This is a genomic window from Microbacterium sp. zg-Y1090 (assembly GCF_030246945.1).
Classification (GTDB): domain Bacteria; phylum Actinomycetota; class Actinomycetes; order Actinomycetales; family Microbacteriaceae; genus Microbacterium; species Microbacterium wangruii.
The window spans coordinates 1,951,207-1,972,708 of the sequence record NZ_CP126742.1 but is presented as its reverse complement, the minus strand read 5'-3'; the positions used below and the strand labels follow the sequence as shown (position 1 = coordinate 1,972,708).

24 protein-coding genes are annotated in these 21,502 nt (G+C 69.5%); 12 read left to right on the top strand and 12 right to left on the bottom strand.

Going from position 1 to position 21,502, the window contains the following annotated elements; genetic code table 11:
• The first annotated feature begins 189 nt into the window (after positions 1–189).
• Entirely contained in the window at positions 190–1,113 is a 924-nt protein-coding gene (locus tag QNO26_RS09400) for a heme o synthase (protein WP_257530231.1), read from the top strand.
• 83 nt (positions 1,114–1,196) lie between these two features.
• On the opposite strand, the gene QNO26_RS09395 is transcribed toward QNO26_RS09400, so the two are convergent.
• Positions 1,197–2,864: an alpha-amylase family protein gene (locus QNO26_RS09395; RefSeq protein WP_257638491.1), complete on the bottom strand. Its 1,668-nt coding sequence runs from the start codon at positions 2,862–2,864 to the stop codon at positions 1,197–1,199.
• On the bottom strand, positions 2,861–3,826 hold the full coding sequence (locus QNO26_RS09390; protein WP_257638490.1) for a TIGR03885 family FMN-dependent LLM class oxidoreductase: 966 nt from the start codon (positions 3,824–3,826) through the stop codon (positions 2,861–2,863). The genes QNO26_RS09395 and QNO26_RS09390 overlap by 4 nt, the downstream gene beginning before the upstream one ends.
• A 146-nt stretch (positions 3,827–3,972) precedes the next feature.
• Between QNO26_RS09390 and QNO26_RS09385 the strand changes: the two genes are divergently transcribed.
• From QNO26_RS09385 to QNO26_RS09345, 9 genes are all read left to right on the top strand, one after another.
• Positions 3,973–5,139, top strand: coding sequence for a TadA family conjugal transfer-associated ATPase (locus tag QNO26_RS09385; protein WP_257638489.1), 1,167 nt, complete (start codon positions 3,973–3,975; stop codon positions 5,137–5,139).
• Positions 5,136–5,993: a type II secretion system F family protein gene (locus tag QNO26_RS09380; RefSeq protein WP_257530239.1), complete on the top strand. Its 858-nt coding sequence runs from the start codon at positions 5,136–5,138 to the stop codon at positions 5,991–5,993. Before QNO26_RS09385 ends, QNO26_RS09380 begins: the two co-directional genes overlap by 4 nt.
• Positions 5,990–6,919, top strand: a complete 930-nt coding sequence (locus QNO26_RS09375) for a type II secretion system F family protein (protein WP_257638488.1) — start codon at positions 5,990–5,992, stop codon at positions 6,917–6,919. Before QNO26_RS09380 ends, QNO26_RS09375 begins: the two co-directional genes overlap by 4 nt.
• Positions 6,920–6,946: 27 nt before the next feature.
• Entirely contained in the window at positions 6,947–7,144 is a 198-nt protein-coding gene (locus QNO26_RS09370) for a hypothetical protein (protein ID WP_257530521.1), read from the top strand.
• Between the two features lie 47 nt (positions 7,145–7,191).
• A complete protein-coding gene (locus QNO26_RS09365; protein WP_257530243.1) occupies positions 7,192–7,542 on the top strand; it encodes a TadE/TadG family type IV pilus assembly protein in 351 nt (116 codons plus the stop codon).
• Positions 7,517–7,981: a TadE family protein gene (locus tag QNO26_RS09360; RefSeq protein WP_257530245.1), complete on the top strand. Its 465-nt coding sequence runs from the start codon at positions 7,517–7,519 to the stop codon at positions 7,979–7,981. The genes QNO26_RS09365 and QNO26_RS09360 overlap by 26 nt, the downstream gene beginning before the upstream one ends.
• Entirely contained in the window at positions 7,978–8,415 is a 438-nt protein-coding gene (locus tag QNO26_RS09355; RefSeq protein ID WP_257530246.1) for a pilus assembly protein TadG-related protein, read from the top strand. The genes QNO26_RS09360 and QNO26_RS09355 overlap by 4 nt, the downstream gene beginning before the upstream one ends.
• 62 nt (positions 8,416–8,477) lie before the next feature.
• The gene (locus QNO26_RS09350; RefSeq protein ID WP_257530249.1) at positions 8,478–8,810 is read left to right on the top strand and encodes an antibiotic biosynthesis monooxygenase family protein; all 333 of its coding nucleotides are present in this window, start codon (positions 8,478–8,480) and stop codon (positions 8,808–8,810) included.
• A 155-nt stretch (positions 8,811–8,965) separates the two neighbouring features.
• On the top strand, positions 8,966–9,112 hold the full coding sequence (locus QNO26_RS09345; protein WP_257530251.1) for a hypothetical protein: 147 nt from the start codon (positions 8,966–8,968) through the stop codon (positions 9,110–9,112).
• 13 nt (positions 9,113–9,125) lie between these two features.
• Here QNO26_RS09345 and QNO26_RS09340 read toward each other — a convergent pair whose 3' ends face one another.
• From QNO26_RS09340 to QNO26_RS09320, 5 genes are all read right to left on the bottom strand, one after another.
• Positions 9,126–9,566 (bottom strand): hypothetical protein, encoded by a 441-nt coding sequence (locus QNO26_RS09340; protein ID WP_257530252.1) that lies wholly within the window; start codon positions 9,564–9,566, stop codon positions 9,126–9,128.
• Between the two features lie 199 nt (positions 9,567–9,765).
• Positions 9,766–10,164, bottom strand: coding sequence for a RidA family protein (locus tag QNO26_RS09335; protein ID WP_257530254.1), 399 nt, complete (start codon positions 10,162–10,164; stop codon positions 9,766–9,768).
• A 188-nt stretch (positions 10,165–10,352) separates the two neighbouring features.
• Positions 10,353–11,165: a MetQ/NlpA family ABC transporter substrate-binding protein gene (locus QNO26_RS09330; RefSeq protein WP_257638487.1), complete on the bottom strand. Its 813-nt coding sequence runs from the start codon at positions 11,163–11,165 to the stop codon at positions 10,353–10,355.
• Positions 11,166–11,209: 44 nt separating this feature from the next.
• Positions 11,210–11,881 carry a methionine ABC transporter permease gene (locus QNO26_RS09325; RefSeq protein ID WP_257530258.1) on the bottom strand — a complete coding sequence of 224 codons (672 nt, stop codon included), beginning with the start codon at positions 11,879–11,881 and terminating at the stop codon, positions 11,210–11,212.
• Entirely contained in the window at positions 11,878–12,654 is a 777-nt protein-coding gene (locus QNO26_RS09320) for a methionine ABC transporter ATP-binding protein (protein ID WP_257530260.1), read from the bottom strand. Before QNO26_RS09320 ends, QNO26_RS09325 begins: the two co-directional genes overlap by 4 nt.
• 315 nt (positions 12,655–12,969) lie before the next feature.
• Between QNO26_RS09320 and QNO26_RS09310 the strand changes: the two genes are divergently transcribed.
• Entirely contained in the window at positions 12,970–14,364 is a 1,395-nt protein-coding gene (locus QNO26_RS09310; RefSeq protein WP_257638486.1) for a recombinase family protein, read from the top strand.
• 176 nt (positions 14,365–14,540) lie between these two features.
• Here QNO26_RS09310 and QNO26_RS09305 read toward each other — a convergent pair whose 3' ends face one another.
• The 5 genes from QNO26_RS09305 to QNO26_RS09285 all read right to left on the bottom strand — a co-directional run bounded on the left by QNO26_RS09305 (position 14,541) and on the right by QNO26_RS09285 (position 20,277).
• The gene (locus QNO26_RS09305) at positions 14,541–15,248 is read right to left on the bottom strand and encodes a rolling circle replication-associated protein (RefSeq protein ID WP_285181561.1); all 708 of its coding nucleotides are present in this window, start codon (positions 15,246–15,248) and stop codon (positions 14,541–14,543) included.
• Positions 15,249–15,635: 387 nt separating this feature from the next.
• Positions 15,636–16,130 carry a hypothetical protein gene (locus tag QNO26_RS09300; protein WP_257638484.1) on the bottom strand — a complete coding sequence of 165 codons (495 nt, stop codon included), beginning with the start codon at positions 16,128–16,130 and terminating at the stop codon, positions 15,636–15,638.
• Positions 16,108–17,499: an AAA family ATPase gene (locus tag QNO26_RS09295; protein WP_257638483.1), complete on the bottom strand. Its 1,392-nt coding sequence runs from the start codon at positions 17,497–17,499 to the stop codon at positions 16,108–16,110. The genes QNO26_RS09300 and QNO26_RS09295 overlap by 23 nt, the downstream gene beginning before the upstream one ends.
• Positions 17,466–18,734: an HNH endonuclease signature motif containing protein gene (locus QNO26_RS09290; protein WP_257638482.1), complete on the bottom strand. Its 1,269-nt coding sequence runs from the start codon at positions 18,732–18,734 to the stop codon at positions 17,466–17,468. Before QNO26_RS09290 ends, QNO26_RS09295 begins: the two co-directional genes overlap by 34 nt.
• 250 nt (positions 18,735–18,984) lie before the next feature.
• Complete coding sequence (locus tag QNO26_RS09285) at positions 18,985–20,277, bottom strand: MFS transporter (protein ID WP_257638513.1); 1,293 nt, start codon at positions 20,275–20,277, stop codon at positions 18,985–18,987.
• 26 nt (positions 20,278–20,303) lie between these two features.
• Here QNO26_RS09285 and prfB point away from each other — a divergent pair, with 26 nt between their 5' ends.
• Positions 20,304–21,413: a peptide chain release factor 2 gene (prfB, locus tag QNO26_RS09280; RefSeq protein ID WP_257530264.1), complete on the top strand. Its 1,110-nt coding sequence runs from the start codon at positions 20,304–20,306 to the stop codon at positions 21,411–21,413.
• Positions 21,414–21,502 lie beyond the last annotated feature (89 nt).

Genomic DNA, 21,502 nt, shown 5'->3' with positions numbered 1-21,502 from the left:
CCAGCCCGCTGCCCTCATCCGGGAGAGGTGGCGGGGGCCGGCGGCACCGGCGCGCGTGTGCGTTCAGCATAGCGAAGTGGGGTACCCGCGAGGGCGGTCCGCGCGCTGTATGACGATCGCGCGCGCGGAAGGGCCCGCGGGGCCATGGCCTAGACTGAGGTGGTAGTGCAAGCAGCGATAGCGGGGAAAATGGACATCACGACGACGTCGGGCAGCGCGCAGACGGCGACCCCGTCGTTCCGGCGGACGGTGCGCGCGTACATCGCCTTGACGAAGCCGCGCGTCCTCGAGCTGCTGCTCGTCACCACGGTGCCGGTGATGATCCTCGCCGAAGGCGGGTTCCCGAACGTCTGGCTGGTGCTGGCCACCGTCATCGGCGGCTCGATGAGCGCCGGGTCGGCCGCCGCGTTCAACATGTACCTCGATCGCGACATCGACGCGCACATGAAGCGCACCGCGGGTCGGCCGATCGTCACCGGCGAGGTCTCCGCCCGTGGCGCGCTCATCTTCTCCTGGGTGCTCGCCGTGGCATCCACGCTGTGGCTGCTGGCCACGACAAACTGGGTCGCCGCATCGCTGTCGGTGGCCGCCATCTTCTTCTACGTCGTGATCTACACGATGATCCTCAAGCGCCGCACCGAGCAGAACATCGTGTGGGGCGGCATCGCCGGGTGCTTCCCGGTGCTCATCGGCTGGTCGGCCGTGACCGGCTCGCTGTCGTGGAGCGCCGCGATCCTGTTCGTGCTGGTGTTCCTGTGGACCCCGCCGCACTACTGGCCGCTGTCGATGAAGTACAAGGTCGACTACGCCGACGTGTCCGTGCCGATGCTCGGGGCGACCCGCAACGGCACGCAGGTGGGCCTGCAGGTCATCCTCTACGCCTGGGCCACCGTGGCGTGCTCGCTGCTGCTGATCCCGGTGGCGGGCATGGGCCTGGTGTACACCGTCTCGGCGCTGGTCTTCGGCGGCTGGTTCGTCTACGAGTCCCACGTGCTCTACGCCCGCGCCGTGCGCGGCACGGAGCCCAAGCCGATGCGGGTCTTCCACGCGTCGATCACGTACCTGACGCTGCTGTTCATCGCGATCGCCGTCGACCCCCTGTTGCCCTTCTGACGCGCGACACCCGCTGAAACGCGGACGGAGATCCCTGTGCGGGTCCGGGTCCCGGCATCCGCCGCGGGAGCCACGGAAGCGACTCAGGTCACCCGGCCGTCTCCGGGGCGCGACACCCGCAGCCAGCGGTAGCCGTACGCGGGGAGGGTGAATTCGACGCGACCGCGGTCGTCGAGCGGGAGCCGCTCGGAGTCGAGCACGTCGACCAGTGTCGTCCCCTCGGGCTCGTCCGCGAGAGCGAACGCGACCACCGCCGGGACATCGGTGAAGTTGTGCACGGCGACCGTGCGGCCGACGTCGGCGCGCAGGGAATGCACCAGCACGCCCGACGCGTCATGCGCGATGATCTCCAGTTCGCCCCATCCGAGCTCGGGTGAGATGCGGTAGCGGGAGGTGAGGTCGCGGAAGAAGTGCAGGAGCGAATCGCGGTCTTCGAGCTGGTCGGCGACGTTGACGTGCAGCGGCGAGTACCCGTCACCGGGCGGCTGGGCCACGAGACGAGAAGGCGGCGCGGTCGAGAACCCGCCATCGCGTTCCGCCGACCACTGCATGGGGGTGCGCACGGCATGACGCTTGTCGAGCTCGGCGTTCTCGCCCATGCCGATCTCCTCGCCGTAGAACAGCGCCGGCGTGCCCGGGAGGGTGAACAGCAGGCTGTACGCCATGCGGATGCGGCGGGGGTCGCCTTCGAGCATGGTCGGCAGGCGACGGGTGATTCCCCGCCCGTACACGCGCTGGTGCTCGTCGGGCGCGAAGGCCTCGAACACCTCCTGCCGCTCGTCGTCGGTGAGCTGGTCGAGCGTGAGCTCGTCGTGGTTGCGCAGGAAGTTCGCCCACTGCGCTTCGACGGGAAGCGCGGGGCGCGAGGAGAGCGCCGTGGCGAGGGGCTCGGGATCCTGGCGGACGAGCGACAGGTAGAACGCCTGCATCCCGGCGAAGTCGAACTGCATCGTCAGTTCCTGGCCGTCGTTGCCTGCGCCGAAGTACGCGGCCTGCTGCTCGTAGGGGAGGTTCACCTCGCCCAGCAGCACCGCTTCGCTCGAGCGCCGCTGCAGAAAGCGGCGGATGTCGCGCAGCATGTCGTGCGGGTCGGCCATCTCGGCGCCTTCCTGCGCCTCGAGCAGGAACGGGACGGCGTCGACGCGGAATCCGGAGATGCCCAGCTGCAGCCAGAAGCCGACCGTCTTGGCGATCTCGTCGCGCACCGCGGGGTTCGCGATGTTCAGGTCGGGCTGGTGCGGGTAGAAGCTGTGCATGTACCACTTGCCCGACTTGTCCTCGCGCGTCCAGATGCCGTCGGCCTCGCCGGGGAAGACCTCGTTCTTCTGCCCCTTGGGCGGCGGGTCGGAGCGCCACACGTAGAAGTCGCGGTACGGCGACGAGGGGCTGCGCTTGGCGGACTGGAACCAGGGATGCCGGTCGGAGGTGTGGTTCACGACGAGGTCGACGATCACGCGGATGCCTCTGTCACGCGCCGTGCGGATCACCTCGACGAGGTCGCCGTGCGTGCCCAGGCGCGGGTCGACGCCGTAGAAGTCCGTCACGTCGTACCCGTCGTCGCGGTCGGGCGTCGGATAGAAGGGCATGAGCCACAGACAGGTGACGCCGAGCTGGGCGAGATAGTCGATGCGCGAGGCCAGCCCCTGCAGGTCGCCCACGCCGTCCCCGTTGGAGTCGAGGAACGTCTCGGCGTCGAGGCAGTAGATGACCGCGGACTTCCACCACAGGTCGCTCGTATCGGTGATCCTCACAGCAGCTCCTTCAATCGAGGCAGCAGATGGTCGCGCGCCGCGTTCAGGAACGGCCGCTGGTCCTGGCCCACGTGGTGCAGGTAGATGCGGTCGAAGCCGAGCCGGGCGTGGTCGGCGATGCGCACGGCGAGCTCGTCGAGGTCGCTCGAGATGAGCAGCGCGTCGCGCATCTGCTGGTCGCTCGGGTCGCCCGCGGCGGCGTCGAAGTCCTCCGGCTGCTCGAGGTCCCAGATGGTGGGCGGGCTCAGCACGGCATGGGCCCACTGATCCCGCGCGATCGCGAGCGCCTCGGCGTCGGTCGGCGCCCAGCTGACGTGCACCTGCAGCACGCGCGGCCCGGTTCCACCCGCGGCCCCGTAGGCCCCGAGCACCTTCTCGAGCGCGGGCGGCGGCTGGAGCGCGGTCACGAGGCCATCGGCCCACGACGCCGCCCACCCGGCGGTCTCGGGGCTGATCGCGGTGGCGAACAGGGGTGGCGGCGCGTCGGGGAGCGACCACAGACGCGCGCGGTGCGCCCGCACGAGGCCCTCGTGGTCGACCTCTTCGCCGGCCAGCAGCCGACGGATGATCGAGACGGTCTCGGCGAGCCGGTCGTTGCGCTCGGGCTTGGGCGGCCAGGGGTCGCCCGTGACGTGCTCGTTCATCGCCTCGCCGCTGCCGAGCGCCGCCCAGAAACGGCCGGGGAACATCTCCTCCAGCGTCGCGTACGCCTGCGCGGCGATCACCGGGTGGTACCGCTGCCCGGGGGCGTTGACGAAGCCGATCGAGAAGTCGGTGCGCGCGAGGGCGGCGCCGAGCCAGCTCGGAGCGAAGCCCGACTCGCCCTGCCGCACGCCCCATGGCGCAACGTGGTCGGAGCACATCGCGCCGTCGAAACCGGCAGCCTCCGCCGCGACGACGTCTTGGAGGAGCCTGCCGGGCGGGATCTGCTCATGCGATGCGTGGAAACCGAGGAACACCATGTGCTCGAGCCTTGCGGGTCGCCCCGAGGCGCAGGAACCGTTTGCATTCGACTGCACACGTGCGGTAAGTCCCGCGGGAGCCGGCCCGTCGCGGCGCTGTGGATAACTCCCGACGACCGCACCCGGTCATTGCGAGGATGCCTCGCGTGAGCCTCGCCTTCGCGCCGACCGGCGCCGCCCATGTGACCGCGGCGGTCACCGAGCGCGTGCGCGACCGGCTACGGACGGAGCAGGTCGAGCCTGGCCGGGTCAGCGAGGCGGCAGCGGAGTTCGCGCGGACGGAGGTGCGACGACACAACGACTATGCGCTGGCGCGGGGCCTTGCCACCGTCGATGACGAGGCTGCCTGCGTGCGGGAGGTGCTGGCCGCGGTGTCGGGGTTCGGGCCGCTGCAGCCGTACCTCGATGACCCGACCGTCGAGGAGCTGTGGCTCAATGCTCCTGACCGCGTCTTCGTCGCCCGCGCCGGTCGCGCGGAGCGGCTGCCGTTGACCCTCACCGACAGCGCGGTGCGCGACCTCGTCGAGCGGATGCTGCACGCCACCGGGCGCCGGGTGGACTTGAGTCAGCCGTTCGTCGACGCCTCGCTGCCGGACGGATCGCGCCTGCACGTGGTCATCCCCGACATCACCCGGCGGCACTGGTCGGTGAACATCCGCCGGTTCCTGCCGATGTACCGCGACCTGCCGCGGCTCGTCGAGGCGCGATCGCTGACCGACCGCGCGGCCGACATGCTGCGCGGAGCCATGGCGGCGGGACGCAGCGTGCTGGTGTCGGGAGCGACGCACACGGGAAAGACCACCCTGCTCGGCGCCTTGATCGCCGCCTGCCCGCCGCAGCAGCGCATCGTCACGGTGGAGGAGACGTTCGAGCTGGCGGTGGATGCCGAGGACATCGTCGGCATGCAGGGGCGGCAGCCGAGCTTGGAGGGGACGGGCGAGGTGACGCTGCGGCGGCTGGTCAAAGAAGCCCTGCGGATGCGCCCCGACCGGCTGATCGTGGGGGAGGTGCGCGATGCGGAGGCGCTGGACCTGTTGCTGGCCCTGAACACCGGGGTTCCAGGGGCTGCGAGTATCCACGCCAATTCGGCGCGTGAGGCTCTCGCCAAGCTCGCCGCCCTGCCGCTGCTGGCCGGGCGCAACATCGATCCGGGGTTCGTGCTGCCCGCGGTCGCGTCGTCGGTGCATCTGGTCGCGCACTGCGAGCGTGTTCCAGACGGCCGCCGGCGCGTGGCGGAGATCATCGCCCCGACCGGTCGGGTGGTCGACGGCGTCGTCGAGGCGCACACGCTGTACCGTGCGGGCGAGCCGTGACGTTCGTCTGGGGTGGGACGCTCGCTGCCGGCATCCTGCTGGTGATGTCGCCGTGGATGTGGCCGCCGCAGCCCGGGCGCGTGCGCCCGGCCGTCTCCGGCCGCGCTGCCCGGCTGCTCGCTGCGGCGGGGTTCGCGCGGGTGCCCCCGCGCTCGCTCGGCGCGGCGACGGTCGCCCTGGCGCTCGTCGCGGCATCCGTCGCATGGCTGATCACCGCGCTGCCCGCGCTGGCGTTCGTCGCAGGGGCGGCCGGGGCGGCCGCGCCGCTGGTGTGGGTGCGGGCGCGCGCCGCGCGGCGCCGCCGCGGCCGCCGTGCGCTGTGGCCCGACATCTGCGACCTGCTGATCGCCTCGGTGCGCGCGGGCATGTCGCTGCCTGACGCGGTGGCGAGCCTGGCCCAGTCCGCGCCGGCGGAGCTGCGCCCCGCGTTCACCGTGTTCGCCCGCGATCTCGACGCCTCAGGACACTTCGACTCTGCAGTGCAGCGACTGAAGCACACTCTCGCCGACCCCGTCGCCGACCGCATCGTGGAGACGCTGCGGATGACCCGGCAGGTGGGTGGCACCGAACTCCCGACCGTGCTGCGAGCCCTGTCGGCGTCGGTGCGTGCCGACGCCGCCCTCCGCGCCGAGGTGGAGGCCCGGCAGTCGTGGATCCGGGGTGCCGCGACGCTGGGTGTGATCGCGCCGTGGGTGATCCTCGGCCTGCTCGCCCTGCGGCCCGAAGGAGCCCGGGCGTACGGCACCGCCGAGGGAGTCGTCGTGGTGCTGGCGGGCGCGGCGATCTCGGTGGTGGCGTATCGGATCATGGTGCAGATCGGCCGACTCCCGGAGCCGCGGCGGTGGTTCGGATGAGCGGGGTGACCGAGATCGCCCTCGCGGTCATCCTCGGGGGCGCGCTGGCCCTGGGCATCATCCTGGTTGTGCAGCGGATGCCGCGATGGGGCGCGCTTCGGCTGGCGGACCGCATCGCGCCCTACCTGCGGGACACGGCAGATCCGCTGGGGCTTACCCCCCTCTCCGGCCCCGGCGTCGATCTCGACCTCGCAGCCTGGTGGCGCGGGTGGCGGGATCGGCTCGCCACCGCGCTCGGCGGGTCGGCCGTGATCGAGCGGCGGCTGCGCCAGGCGGGATGGGCGGGCGACCCGGTGCAGTTCCGCGGACGGCAGCTCATCTGGGCGCTGGCCGGGCTCATCGCCGGTGCGCTGACGGTGGTCGCGCTGGCGGTCGCAGGGCGCTTCTGGGTCGGGTCCGTCGTCCTGCCGCCGATCGCCGCGGTCATGGCCGCGGCGCTGTACGACATGCGGCTGACGCGCGCGGCGGGGGCTCGGGTGGCGCGGGCGCAGGAGGAGCTGCCCACCGTGCTGGAGTTCCTGTCGCTGTGCCTGTCCGCGGGGGAGAGCGTGCTCGATGCGCTGCGGCGCGTGGGCGATGTCGGATCGGGTGAATTGCCGGGCGAACTGCGGCGGGTGGTGCTGGCCGTGCGCACGGGTTCGACCCTGCCCGACGCGCTGCTGGCGCTGGCCCGCGACCTGGACATCCCCGCCCTGACCCGCAGCCTGGATCACCTCGTGGCAGCACTGGACCGCGGGGCGCCGCTGGCGCACGTGCTGCAGGCGCAGGCCGGGGATACGCGCGAGGACGCGAAGCGGATGCTGATCGAGCAGGCCGGCAGGAAGGAGATCCTCATGATGCTCCCGCTGGTCTTCCTCATCCTCCCGCTGTCGGTGCTGTTCGCGATCTTCCCTGGCGTGTTCATGCTTCGAGTCGGATTCGGGTGACCGCGGTGCGGTCGGAAGGAGGCGGAGATGTTCCGCGAACAACAAGGCACGATGCGGTTGCGCAATGCGTGGGGGACGCTGTGCAGCGACGAACGCGGCGACGTGCCCGGCTGGGTGCTGGTGACGCTGATGACGGCCGGGCTGGTCGTGGTGATCTGGGCGGTGGCGGGCCCGGCGCTCGCCGGGCTGTTCGAGCAGGCGATCAACAGCGTCTCCGGGCTCTGATCGGCGTCGCCCCGCCCGGGCTCGACGACGACAGCGGGTCGAGCCCGGTGGAGTTCGTGCTCGTGGGGGCGCTCCTGACGGTGCTGACCCTGGCGGTGCTGCAGCTGGGGGTGGCCGTGTACGTGCGCAACGTCGTGCATGACGCCGCGGTCGAGGGGGCCTTCCACGCGGCGCTCGCCGACACCACGCTCGCCGACGGAGCCGCGCGCACGCGAGCGATCATCGCGCGCACCGTCGGTGAGGGTTTCGCCGAGACGGTGGAGGTGTCTTCCACGACGCACCTCGGACATCCCGCGGTGCAGGTGACGGTGCGCGCGACGCTGCCTCTGGCCGGGCTCCTGGGAGCACCGGAGGCGCTGGAGGTGAGCGCGCATGCCCCGGCGGAGACCCTGGAGTGACGCGGTCGCCGAAGACGACGGGGCGGCGGCGCTGGAGTTCATCCTCGTGGGTGTCATCCTGCTGGTGCCGCTGGTGTATCTCGTGGTGGCACTCGGTGCTGTGCAGTCCCAGACCCTGGGGGCGGAGGCCGGGGCGCGCCACATCGCCCGCGCGGTGGCGACGGCGCCGGATGCCGCGACGGCCGCCGCGCGCACCGAGCGGGTTCTGGCTTCGGTCGTCGACGAGTACGCGCTCTCGGCGGATGCCGTCGACGTCTCCATCACGTGCGTCCCGGTCGGCGTCGCGTGCCCAGCGGCGGGCGCGACGCTGCGCGTAACGATCGCCACGCGAGTGACGCTGCCCCTCGTCCCGGCCGTGCTGGGATGGGAGCACCTCGCGGCCGTGCCCGTGGAGGCGACGGCCGTGCAGAAGGTGTCGCGCTTCTGGAGCGGGCCATGAGGACGCGTGCCTCGACGCCGGCCGGGCAGGGCACGCCCGGCGACGAGGGCAGCATCATGCTGCTGACCCTCGGCTACGCCGTGCTCGCCCTCGCGTTGATCCTCGTCTGCGTGGATGCCACGAGCCTGTACCTCGCGCAGAAGCGGCTGGAGTCCGTGGCCGATGCCGCGGCGCTCGCCGGTGCGGACGGCTTCACGCTGACGGTGACGGCGGGGGAGCCGCGCGCCGACCTCACCGACGCCGGCGTCTTCGCGCAGGCGGCCGACCTCGTGGGGGTCGTCGGCACCGCCACCCTCGTCGAGGCGGGGACTCCCGACGGGGTCTCGGCCCGGGTGACGGTCGCAACGGTGTGGCATCCGCCGATCGCCACCGTGTTCGTGCCCGCCGGCGTCCGGCTGGAGACGACCGCAACGAGCCGCAACGCGCTGCGCTGACCGCCGAGTCGGAGGAGGATCATCCTGTGCGAGAGCATTCTCCACGCAGAACAGGAGGATGTATGAGCGTGACGGTGAACATCTACTACACGGGAGTCGGCGGCAACGCGAGGGCGTTCGCCGAGCAGATGGTGTCGTCGGGCACGGTCGCGGCGATCCGCGCCGCCGAAGGCAACCTGCGCTACGAGTACTTCTTCCCGATGGACGATGCCGAGACGGTGCTGCTGATCGACAGCTGGACCGACCAGGCGGCCATCGACCGCCATCATGCATCGCCGATGATGGCGCAGATCGCGAAACTCAGAGACGTGCACGACCTGCATATGAAGGTCGAACGTTTCGTGTCCGACGAGGGCGGCATCCCGGCCGGCGACGAGGGGTTCATCCGACGCTGAGGACAGACCCGCGGACCGCCCGTGCGCCCGCGCGGGCTCGGGAATCGGCCGGATAGCCTTGTCGCATGGAGCGGCACGAGATCAGGGCGCTGACAGCCGGGCGCCCCGCCTCGGAGAGCTTGCGAGAGGCGGCTGCTGCCGCCGCCTAAGCCACCGTGCTCAAGGCGCAGCGCGCGGGGGTGCCTTCGTCGGTACGCGCGGGGCTTCTCGTGGCCTTTGTCGGGGAGTGGGAGGCCATGGAGGCGCAGAACGCGGAGCTGCTCGCCGAGCTGGAGAGCATGCCAGAGGCTGGAATCGGCTGAAGAGTCCTGCCGGTCAGGAGCGACCTTCAGCGTCGCGGCGTCCTGTCCCGCCGCCGCCGAGGGCTCCCGTCGCGCGGTCGCCATACCACTCCTCGCGGATCGTGGCGTAGAAGTCGTCGAGGTCGACCCATGCGATGTCGTCGGTGAGGCTCGCCCGGTAGACCGCGTCGCGCATCTCGGTGACGCTCGTGCCGGCGGCGAAGCCCTCGCGGAGGAGCTCTTGGATGAGACGACGGTTGCCTTGCATGGCGTCGCCGTCATCGGAGCCCACGCCGGACATGAAGGCCAGACCGTCGGGCTCCTGGCGGATGAGGTGGCCGACGGTGCGCCGGTCGTCCTCATCCTCGCCAGGAAGCCAGACGCGGAAGACTTCGGCCATCCCCGTGACGGGCGCGCGGTAGCGGGGTGGGAAGGAGGAGCCGCTCATGGGCGAGACATCGAAGCCAGACGGCATGGCGGTGTCCTTTCGTATACATCGACGGTATCGCTCGGGCTCGGCCCGGGTGACCGGGGAGCCTTCGGGGGCCGGAACCGTCGCAATCGACCGCAGCTGTGCGGTGGTGCCCGCTCGCCGTCGTCGGGCCCGCACCGCCGCCAGAGCGCGGATGGCCGGGCCCGGGAGAACCCGGGGCCGGCCATCGACAGCGCAGTCGTCAGGGAACGAGCGCGATCGCCTTCAGCTCGACGAGCTGACCGGGGAACGTGAGCTCGGTGACGCCGATGGCGCTCCAGGCGTGCGGCACCGGTCCCCGGGGGATGAAGCGCTCGCGCACCTCGAGGAAGAGCGGCAGATGGTCCTGCAGGCCGACGTGGAACGTGGTCATCTCAACGATGTGCTCGAAGTCGGAGCCGGCCGCGCGCAGCACGGCGCCGAGGTTCTCGAACGCCGCCACGAAGTGGTCCTCGAGACTCGAGTCGATCACCTTCATGTTCGCGTCACGTCCCACCTGTCCCGCGCAGTAGATCAGGTTCCCGACCTTGACGGCGGGCGCGTAGTTGAAGCGCTCAACAAGGTGGAGCATCTCGTCCGGGGCAACGAGTTCGCGGGTCATGGGGTCTCCTATCGGTGGTGCTTCCGGCTGTTTTCCGCCGGTGGCACGAGCGTAGGAAACCCGTGTTTCCGGTTCGGTCCCTCGCGTTACCGCCGTGTGACGCGCCCGTTCCCTGCCCCGCCGCCGGTTGCTGATGCCGTAGCGCGACGGGAGCGCCCGACCGGTGGGGGCGGCGGGCGAGCCGCCCGTCAGAACGCCACCTCGATGGTGGGGTTCGACTCGATGACCTCTCGCACGGCATCGCTGGTGAAGGCCCGCTGCAATGCTGCGGTGGCCTCGGAGTCGGCATCCGCCTCACCCACGGCGAGGTGGAGCGCGAAGACATCGTCCAGCTCGGTCAGCAGACCGTCGTCCTGCGGGTTCAGCCCGAGCGCCGCGATGTGGGAGGGCCACTGGAACACGAGGTCGGCCTCTTCGTAGGCGGCATTGAGGGAGCTGATCGGCACCTGCAGGAACTGCACGTCCTTCGGGTTCTCGACGATGTCGTCGACGCGCGCGTCATACGGATCGACCGCGGGGTCGAGGGTCACGATGCCCTCTGAGGCCAGCAGCTTGAGCGCGCGACCCGTGTTGGAGGGGTCGTCCGGCATCGCGACGGTGGCGCCGGCGGGGAGGTCGGCGATGTCGTCGAGCGTCTTGGAGTAGAACGCGATGACGAAGTTGTAGACCGGCTGGACCGCGACCAGCGAGCCGTCGTTGCCCTCGTTGAAGGTCTGCATGTAGGGCTGGTGCTGCGAGAAGCTCGCGTAGACGTCGCCGTCGTCGAGGATCGTGTTGGCCGTGATGTAGTCGGCGACCTCGACGAGTTCGATCTCGTAGCCGTCTTCGATGGCGCCGGCGGCCGCCTCGACCACGTCGGTCATCGGCGAGGTCACCGCGGCGACCTGCAGGGTGGTGGGAGCGGCGTCACCCGCTCCGTCGCCTGCTGTGGTGGCGCAGCCGGCGAGGACGGTGACGGCCGCGAGTGCGACGGCGGCGATGCGGAATCGGGACGATCTCATGGGTTCCTGCTTTCCTGGGTGGGGATGTGCCCGTGCTGCCGGGATCACCGGTGATCCAGCCGGACGGAGGTGCGGTTGCCGATCGCCTGGATCGTCAGCACGCAGACGACGATGACGGCGATGGTGAGGTACATGAGGGCGTCGTTGTACTCCTGGTAGCCGTACCGCATCGCGAAGTCGCCGATGCCGCCGCCCCCGACGACGCCGAGCACGGTGGAGTACGACAGCAGGCTGATCGCCGCGGATGTGAGGGCGTAGACGAGCCCGGGCCGCGCCTCGGGCAGATAGACCCGGAACACCGCCTGCGGCACCGTGGCGCCCATCGACCGGGCCACGCGGGAGATGCCGGGAGGGATCTCCCGCAGGATCTGCTCGACCAGCCGCGCGTAGATCGCGACGGCGACGAAGCACAGCGGCAGGGTGGCCGCCTGCGTGCCGAAGCTGGTGCCGATCACCGCCCGGGTGAAGGGGATGAGGAAGACCACCAGGAGCAGGAACGGGAAGGAGCGGACGATGTTGATGTACATGTTCGCCGCCGACCAGACGGCTCGGCTCTCGGCGATGCCGCCGCGCTGCGTGAGGAAGACGACCATCCCGAGCGGCAACCCGATCACGACGGCGGCGAGAGTCGAGACGAGCATCATGTATCCGGTCTCGCCGAGCGCCTCGAGGATGTCCTCGCCGTACTCGGCGAGGAGCTCGCTGATCGCGTTCACGACATCAGCTCCCGCCTGACCTGCTCGTGATAGCTGGGCAGGGTGCGGTAGTCGGTCTTGGTCACGGGGAAGAGCTCGCGCAGGCGCCCGTGCTCCAGCAGTGCCGCGCGGTCGCAGATCGCCTTGACCACGTCGAGGTCATGGGTGATCACCACCACGGTGGTTCCGAACGTGTCGCGGGCGTCCGCCAGCACGCGGAGGATCTCGGCCGTCGTCGTGGCGTCGAGCGAGGAGGTCGGCTCATCGCACAGCAGCAGCGCCGGACGGGTGACCAGCGCGCGGGCGAGGCCGACGCGCTGGCGCTCGCCGCCGCTCAGCTGCGCGGGGAAGTGGTCGGCCCGGTGGGAGAGGCCGACGAACGCGAGGATGTCGTCGACGGCTCGGCGCTGCTCTGCCCGCGTGGCGCTGCCCGCGCGACCCCGTGCCAGCTGCAGGGGGAGGGTGACGTTCGCGCGCACCGTCCGGTTGCTGAGCAGGTGGATGCCTTGGAAGACGACGCCGATGTCCTGTCGCAGCCTCCGCAGGCCCGACCGCCCGAGCCCGGCGACATCGATGCCCTGCACGGTGACGGAGCCGGAGGTGGGCGCGCTCAGTCCGTTGACGAGTTCGAGGAGCGTGGTCTTGCCGGCGCCGCTTTCGCCGATGACGCCGAACACCTCGCTCCGGCGGATCGCGAAGCTGACGTCCTCAAGCGCCGGAGCATGCTCGGACCGCGTGCTGAAACGCTTCGTGGTGTGGCGGAACTCGACGATCGCGCCCTCATCCTCCGCCATCGCCTCGCGTCGCCTCTCGTCGTCAGGTCACCGTTGCATGGGTTTCTGTACCACGTCCAACTATAGGTGCCCGCGGGGACGTGAGGGCCGGGCCGCGGAGCGCATGAGCCGGCTCAGAAAGGCGGGGGATCCGCGGAGCGAGCGTCGAACTCCACAGCCCGTCGTGGAACATCGGGGTAGACCCGTCCCGTGGGGCTCGTCCAGATCAGGACGCCGTGCGGCAGCTGCTGAACGCTCCACGCAGTGGCGTGCTTGAGGCGATGATGTCGCGGGCAGAGGTTTGCGAGATTGTCGGCGCGTTCGTAATATGACCGCGTGAGCAAACCCCGCGCCGCTGCGATCTATGCCCGTATCTCCTCGGACCCGTCAGGGCAGGCGTTGGGGGTGCAGCGGCAGCTCGAGGACTGCCGCAAACTCGCCGCCGAGCGCGGTTGGCCGGTCGCTGACGAGTATGTCGACAACGATGTGTCGGCGTACTCGGGGAAGCGTCGCCCGGAGTACGAGCGGATGCTTGCCGATGTGCGGGACGGCATGCGGGATGCGGTCATCGTCTACAACATGGATCGGCTGACCCGTCGCCCGATTGAGCTGGAGGAGTTCACGGCGGTGTCCCAGAGGGCGGGGCTGCGGCATGTGGCGACCGCGACCACTGACGTGGACCTGGGCAGCGATGACGGGTTGTTCATGGCGCGGATTACTGCGGCGGTGGCGGCGAAGGAGTCGGCGCGGAAGTCGGAACGGGTGCGGCGGAAGATGCAGCAGAACGCCGAGCGCGGGTTGCCAGGAGGTGGCGCGAATCGCCCGTATGGGTACGAGGAGGACAAGGTCACGGTCAATCCCGCCGAGGCCGCGATTGTTCGGGAGATTGTGGGCCGGTACATCGCGGGCGAGTCGGCGCGTGCGATCGCGGAGGATCTGCGGGAGCGCGGCGTGCCGACAGCGACCGGGGTTGAGTGGCGCTCAACGACTATTCGCGGAATCCTGCTGTCCCCCCGAATCGCTGGACTCCGAGCGCATCGTGGCGAGATCGTAGGGAAGGCGGTGTGGGATCCGATCATCAGCATCGAGCAACGTCAGCAGGTGCTGAACACGCTGGAGCAGAAACAGTCCTCGGGCAGACGCGCACCGCGCCGCTACCTGCTGTCTGGGCTGCTGCGGTGCGGGAAGTGCGGGGGGAAGTTGTTCGCCGCGGCGAGGGTGAACGAGCGCCGGTATGTGTGTTCGTCCGGGCCGGACCATCGAGGCTGCGGCGGGATCATGGTCAACGCGGCACGCGCGGAGGAATGGATCGCAGCCGCCGTCCTCTACCGGCTGGATACGCCAGAGATGGAAGCGGTCTTGACCGGGAAGCACGCGCAGGATGACCGGTACGTTGATCTCGCCGCGCAGCGGGAGAAGCTGCAGGATCGCATGCGGGCGCTTGCGGAGATGTTCAGCGAGGGGCAGATCTCGCCGTTCGAGTGGAAGGCCGCACGCGACCCGCTCGAGGCGCAGCTGACCGGCGTCGACCAGCAACTGTCCCGGTTGAGCGCGTCAACCAACCTGGACCGCCTGGTCGGCAACGGCGCGGCGCTTCAAGCAGGTTGGGAGCAGATGACGCTCGAGCGCCAAGCTGCGATCGTCCGGTCCGTCCTTGACTACGCCACCGTGCTACCAGCCACCAGCAACCGGTTCGACCCGGGACGCATCCAGCCGATGTGGGTGCTGTAGAGGCCGAGCGCCGGCACGCGGCTCCGCCAAGGCGGACCCGCCGCGCACCGGCGCAGCGACCCCTACCAGCGCCCGCATTCGGGTGAGCACGCCCGGATCGGACACGTGGACAGGAATCCCCTGTGCGGCGCAGGATGCGGCGACCCATGCCGCCAACGCCTCATGGTCCACGCCCATCATCGGCCCCACTGCGCCCACAACGTGGGCGGCCCCTGCCAGTCCTCCGCCTCCGCCGAGTCCCACACCACCGCAGGAGATGCCGCGAGATGCTCCGATGCCCGCGCGAGCACTTCCTCCCGACTCCGCCCGCTGAACCGCAGCCGGTCCGGCTGAAACCCCTCCGCGACGTCATACCGGTGCGCCCCAAGATCGCGGGCGACAGGATCCGAAAACGACTTCGCCACGTACTTCGCCAAGTACCCGCCAGCGACCCTCGCCTCAGACAAAACTGTGGACCCGACCGGGAGATTGCCGAGCTGCTTGATCCCGACGAATCCGTGCGGCCACGCCGCGGCGATCGTCGACTTCTTGATGTACTTCCCGACCGCAAAGTGAGCGTGCAGGCCGTGAGCGGTCTTGTGCCACTCCGGCACCCATGCATACGGAAAGGCAGCGCCCCCCGTTCGAGCTCGAAGATCCCGGAAGAAGACGCCCAGATGCTGACGAACCAGGACGGGATCATGGTTACCTTCGCCACGGTAGGTGAGCGTTCCGAGACGGTTCAGCCCATTCCCGGCGCAATAACGGCGCAGACGGGTGCGAGCGCGTCGAGCGGCTTCGGCCGCGGCGCGCGCGGGATCTGCAGCTTGGCCGCGCGCGACGTAATCCGGCTTGCGGCGCAGCGACGTGCGGAATGATCCACCGCCCTCACCGGCAGCGGGCACGAGGGTGAACGACCACCCCGCATCGGGGCGAGCGAGGGGGACAAGAGAGGACAGTGACTGAGACGACACAAACGGAACCTTCGGGGCGCGCGGACAGAAGGCGGCCCAAACAAAGCTCAGTCACGTTCCGCGCGATTATGTCCAGACACTGGCCGATAGTGCCGCGCAACCCTCCCAGACAAGGGTCCCTCTAGTCTCAGTTCTCTCACTCGCTAGGGCCTGGGATCGTACCGTCCACGAGTTCGACATCAGTAAACCAGACCCGGCGGACATTGCAGCCCAGCGCCGCTGCGCGGCGCGGCTGCCGCGGAATCGCTCCGCGATTCCTTTGCCACCGGGTCGTGGTTACGTCAGCGAGTTATGTTGCAGATTCAAGTCAAGCAGCGGCTACGCCGCGGCCTCGGCGGACGTGATGATGTTGACCTCTAGTTCGCCCCACACCGCGTCGCGCACCGCATCGGAAAAGTCCGTGGTGTCGTTGGAGACCAACACCCGGTCACTTGTGCCATGCGCTGCGCCGAGCACCGCGCGGTCATTGACGTTGCCTGGGATCAACCGTCGAATCGAAGCGCGTATGGCTTGCCCCGGACGCGGCGCAAACACGACACGCTGGTAGGAAAGGAACTCAATCAGCAGACGCAGCGAGGCGCTTTGCGGGCTTAGTGTGGCCCGGTACTCCTGAAAAAGAAGACTGGTCTTCGGATCCGGCGCCGCCTTGCCCTGATCGTCGAGTACCCAACGCACCTGGCTATTCCGCATCCAGTCGAGGACAGCGACGGCGCTCGCTCGTTGTATGGCCCCCGTGTTCTCGGCGTGACTAAGAACGTTCGTGTCGAGAACGACATCCACTTCGCAAAGTTCAGTCAGCAGCAATCTTCTCACCGCCTGTCGCTTGTGCCACCGCTAGTGCAAACGAATCCTCAAGCTGGTCCTCGAAAAAGCCCTGGGGCCATTGACCGCGGTCTAGCTCCGCGTGTTCGCCTAGCGAGATTTGTCGCATTGTCGTCGCGCCGTCAGAACTATCCACGAAGTAGACCGCGACCTCATCGGCCTTCAGCGTCCCCTCTGCAATCCTGCGCCGGAGACGAAGAAGCACGTGTTCGCTATGAGATTCGATGACCACTCGGACACCATCATTCGCTCGCGAGATGAGGAAGTCAGTGACCACTGATTGTTGGGCGGGGTTCAAATGGATCTCGGGTTGTTGCGCGATCAGTGTCGCGTCTTCATCCAAGAGAGCAGCTTGCGCCAACAGCGGCACGACTTGGGACAACCCGACACCTGAGTCTGCGATGTTCACGAGAAGACCCGGAGCGGGCTCAATCTGCATTTGGAAGTACTCATCGCTCAACTCTGTGAACGCGAGACGGCCGTAGCCGAGCTTCACAAGCCACTCATTTACCGAGTTCCCTGCGGCCTCGTCGCGAAGGCGAAACAGAATCTCTGGCGTGTGCTCACCCGTGCTGCCGACATCACTGGGCGACTCCGCTGCCAATCTGTAGGTGCGCTGCGCCAAGGAACGCAGAGGCCCGATGTAGGCGAGATCGCGCAGGAACTGGGTCATGCGTGCTTTAAAGCCCCACTGGCGCTCGTACAGCGAGAAGCCTGCTTCATAGAAGCCTTGAACCTTCGCCCACCGATCCTTCTTCGATTGGATTGAGCGGGGAATCAGCACGCCGGCGAATCCCGAGAAAAGAAAGCCCTCTGGCTGTTCGGCTCGGATCTCCTTGCGGAAGTCGCTCAACTCTCGGAAAGGGCGCCCCGTGCTCTCCTGCTTGGGTAGCAATGGGGACTTGACGACGAATGGTTGTCCGGGAGCCTGTCGGCTGCGGCCCATCAACACCTGACCGTCTGCTGAAAGCAGCCGCTGACGCGCAAGAAACGGCGCCTGACCGTTGACGCTGCGAAACACCGTCTCGGCTTGCGTGATTGCATCTGAGGGCGCGCCGGAGAACGCAACGTCGAGACACACCTCGCGGCTTTCATCGTGTCCGCTCACGTAGTCTCGGAACGGCCCCGCATCGATGAGCGGCCCGCGGGATAGGAGTGCTGTTTCAGAACTCGTCGCGTCTAACGTCTGCTTCATCATCAGCAGGGGCGCGTATGCGGAGGACTTCCCCACGTTGTTGCGACCGATGAGGAGCGTGAGGCGCGGCAGTGTGAACGAGGTTGGTTCCCTAAACCCGCGAAAGCCCGACCATGTCAGCGTCACGGGAGCTACTGGCCGGGTCTCGCCATTGTCATGCGCCATGCGCACAACCTACCGGCAAGTCTACGGGCGGCTTCCAAACTTGCGAGGTTCGCGAGCGCCGTCGGGCCGCCGCGCGCCGCGTCGACGGTGTGGTCGAGATCGCAGTCGCGCGCTGCGCGGCGGCACCCGGGGAATCGGCAGTGCTCGTCGCGACTGTCGAGGAGGCGTCGCTGCGCCGGCGTCGGCCGGTAGCGGTCGACCTGTTCGACGATCCCCGTCGTGGGGGAGACGAAAACGCGGTCCCAGATCTCGGTTCCTGCGGCGATCCGCCGCGCGATGGCGGGACTGATCGGACCGAAACCGACGAGTTCGGCCGGCTCGTCCCCGGCGCCGCAGAGCGTCGCGGCGGGGATCACGACCTGCACGCGTGCGCGGATGGCGGCGCCGGGCGGGAGGGCTCCCGTCTGCGCCGGAGAGGTCGCCTGAGCGGTCAGCAGCAGATCGGTCAGCACATCAGCGCGGATCTGGTCGGTCGTGCGGCTGTCGGTCGCGATCGTGTCAGGGACGAGGGAAGCGCCGCCGCTCTCGTCATCCGGACACGCCCGAGCCACGGCGACGTCCGCCGCGCGCTCCCGGGTGGCCGCGACCAGTGCGCGGGCATGCTGCGTGAGCCGGTCACGGATGCCGTGCGCGAGCTCGGCCGGCAGCAGTGCCACCAGCTCGGCCATCCCCTCGTCGAGGTCGCGCACCCAGACCCGCCGCTGCGCTGCCGCCTGGACGTGGCGCTCGGCGAGCGGAACGGGGTGGATGCGCGCAGCGAGCACGGCGACGATCGGCTTGGCGCGCCCGACCGTCTCGCGTTCGGCGACGGCCAACGCGGCCTGCTCGAACCGGGCGCGCGACTCGGGATCGGTGATGCCGGCGCCGGCGTCGTGGATCGCCCGCACATGCCCGACCTCGATGGCGCCCGCGTGCAGCGCCGCGACGGTCGCGGCGAAGCCCGACACGAGCCCCGCCGCGTCGTGCATGCGGTTCTGCATGCCGCGGTCGGGTCGCCGCAGGGCTGCGGCGATCTCGGCGGCGATCGACCGCGCCGGCATCTCGCGCTCGCGGCCTTCGCTGGACGGGACCCGGGCGGTCTGCTCGGAGGCGATCGCGTGCGCCCGCGCCAGCAGGCGGATCTCGTCGGCCTGAGCGGCGGCGACCTTGCGGCGTGCGTCCTGCAGCAGTGCCACCACCGCGCCGAGGGACACGTCGCCGTCGGCGATGTCGGTCGGTGCGGGGGAGAGGATCATGCATCCATTCTCCCGGGGGCCTCCGACATTCTGATCCGGGGAATCCCCGGTCAGAGGCAAATTGTGGACAACTCATCCTCTGTCGAGGATGGGGAGAAGGCGCGCTCACGCGACCCAGACCCGGACCCGGACCCGGACCCGGACCCGGACCCGGACCCAGACCCGTGCGCCCTCAGCCCGGCCCGCACCGCCTCAGCCCGGCCCGCACCGCCTCAGCAGCCCGAACCTCCGCCGCGCCCCATCCCCGCCCTCACGCCCGCTCCCTCGGCACGAACCGCGGCACCCAGCGCACGAAGGCGAGCGCCCCGACCAGGCCCAGCACGCCCATCGCCCCGGCGGCGACCGACAGCGAGAAGGTCGCCAGCGCGGAGATGATCAGGGGCGCAGCCGCACCACCGGCATCCGTCAGCGTGCGCCACGACCCGAGGTAGGGCGCCGGGTCGTCCTTCGGCGCGGTGTCGGCGCCGAGGGTGAGCAGGATGCCGCTGGACAGGCCGTTGCCCACGCCCAGCACGGCGGCGAACATCGCGAACCACATCGCCGCCTGATCACCATCGTGCGTGAAGGACAGCGCCAGGAATCCGGCGCCCATGAGCACCATCGCCGGAAGCGCGGCCCACAGGCGGCCGAACCGGTCCATCACCTGGCCGCTGGCATAGAACAGGGCGAAGTCGATCGCGCCGGAGACGCCCACGACCAAGGCGATGGTCTGCGCGTCGAGTCCGATCGACACGCCCCACAGCGGCAGCACCACCTGGCGGGCCGAGCGCATCGCCGACAGCATCGCCGCCGCGATCCCCAGCCGGCCGAGCACGCCGCGGTGGCGCCACATCGTGCGGAAGACCCCTGGCCGAGGGGCCCGCCCGGGCACCGGCACCGCGCCGGTCACCGGTTCGCCGGTGTCTGCCGCAGCCGGCCGGCGCGTGGCTCGCGTTCCGCCGCGCCCGGTCAGCGCGGTCTCGGGGTCGGGTCCCAGCAGCACGAGCAGCACCGTGGCGACCAGGCATACGCCGAAGAACCAGATCGTCGCATGGGCGTCGCCGAACAGCGCCAGCAGCGCCGCCGCGACGAACGGGCCGATGAACATGCCGAGCCGGAACGTGCCGCCCAGCAGCGAGAGCGCCCGCGCGCGGAAGGCCAGCGGAACCCGCGTGGTCATGAACGAGTGGCGCGCCAGCCCGAACGCCGCCGCGCAGAAGCCGACGAGGAAGACGCCCGCGGCGAGCGTCACGAGGCTCGGCGCGACGAGCAGCGCGGCCGCCGCTCCCAGCGACAGGGTGCCGGCGAGCGTCATCGTGACGCGCTCACCGAATCGCGCGACCACCCACCCGGCGGGGATGTTGCCGCACAGCTGGCCGACGACGAGGGCGGATGCCACGAGGGCCGCCGTGGCGACATCCGCTCCCAGCTGGGCGGCGAAGATGGGCAGCAGGGGGAGGACCGCGCCCTCGCCCAGCGCGAACAGCACCGTCGGGCCGTAGATCATCGGCGCCAGACGCCAGAGCGTTGCGGCGATGCGGGGATCGTCTTCGCCGTGAGTCATCGGCATCCACGTTAGTCTGGAGGGTGATGTTTGAACTCGATCTGTCCGCCGACATCCAGGCGCTGCGTTCCACCTTCTCCGACATCCAGGCGGTGGTGGACGTCGAGTCGCTGACCGCGGAGATCGCGCGCCTCTCCGAAGCGGCCGGCGCCCCGAACCTCTGGGACGACGTCGAGAAGGCCCAGAAGGTCACCAGCGCCCTCAGCCACCGCCAGAGCGAGCTGAAGCGCATCACCGACATCGAGAGCCGGCTCGACGACCTCGACGTGCTCGTCGAACTCGCGACGGAGATGGGCGACGAGGACGCCGCCGATGAGGCGCGTAAAGAGCTCGCCGAGCTCGAAGACGTCATCGGCCAGCTCGAGGTGCAGACGCTGCTCGACGGCGAGTACGACGACCGCGCCGCGGTGGTCACGATCCGCTCCGGCGCCGGCGGCGACGACGCGACCGACTTCGCCGAGATGCTGCTGCGCATGTACCTGCGCTGGGCCGAGCGTCACAAGTACCCCGTGAAGATCCTCGACACCTCCTACGCCGAGGGAGCGGGCATCAAGTCGGCCACGTTCGAAGTCGACGCCCCCTACGCCTACGGCACGCTGTCGGTCGAAGCCGGCACGCACCGCCTCGCCCGCATCAGCCCGTTCGGCTCGGCGGACAAGCGCCAGACCAGCTTCGCCGCCGTCGAGGTCATCCCGGTGATGGAGGAGGCCAAGGAGGTCGACGTGCCCGAGGGTGACATCCGGGTGGATGTCTTCCGTTCGTCCGGCCCCGGCGGCCAGTCGGTCAACACCACCGACTCGGCCGTGCGCATCACGCACATCCCGACCGGGATCGTCGTGTCGATGCAGAACGAGAAGAGCCAGATCCAGAACCGCGCGGTCGCCATGCGCGTGCTGCAGACCCGCCTGCTGCTGCTCAAGCGCGAGGAGGAGGCGGCCAAGAAGAAGGAGCTGGCCGGCACCATCACCGCCAGCTGGGGCGACCAGATGCGCTCGTACTTCCTCTATGGTCAGCAGCTCGTGAAGGACCTGCGCACCGGCTACGAGGTCGGAAACCCGGCGGCCGTGTTCGACGGCGACCTCGACGGGCTGATCGCGGCCGGCATCCGCTGGCGCAAGCGCAAGATCGAGGACTGACCCCCTCGGATGCGCTGAGGAATTTTTTTCATTCAGCTGCATCCAAACGGGACGTCCGGGCGGAATACCTCTGTGAAGCGCGAAACGGT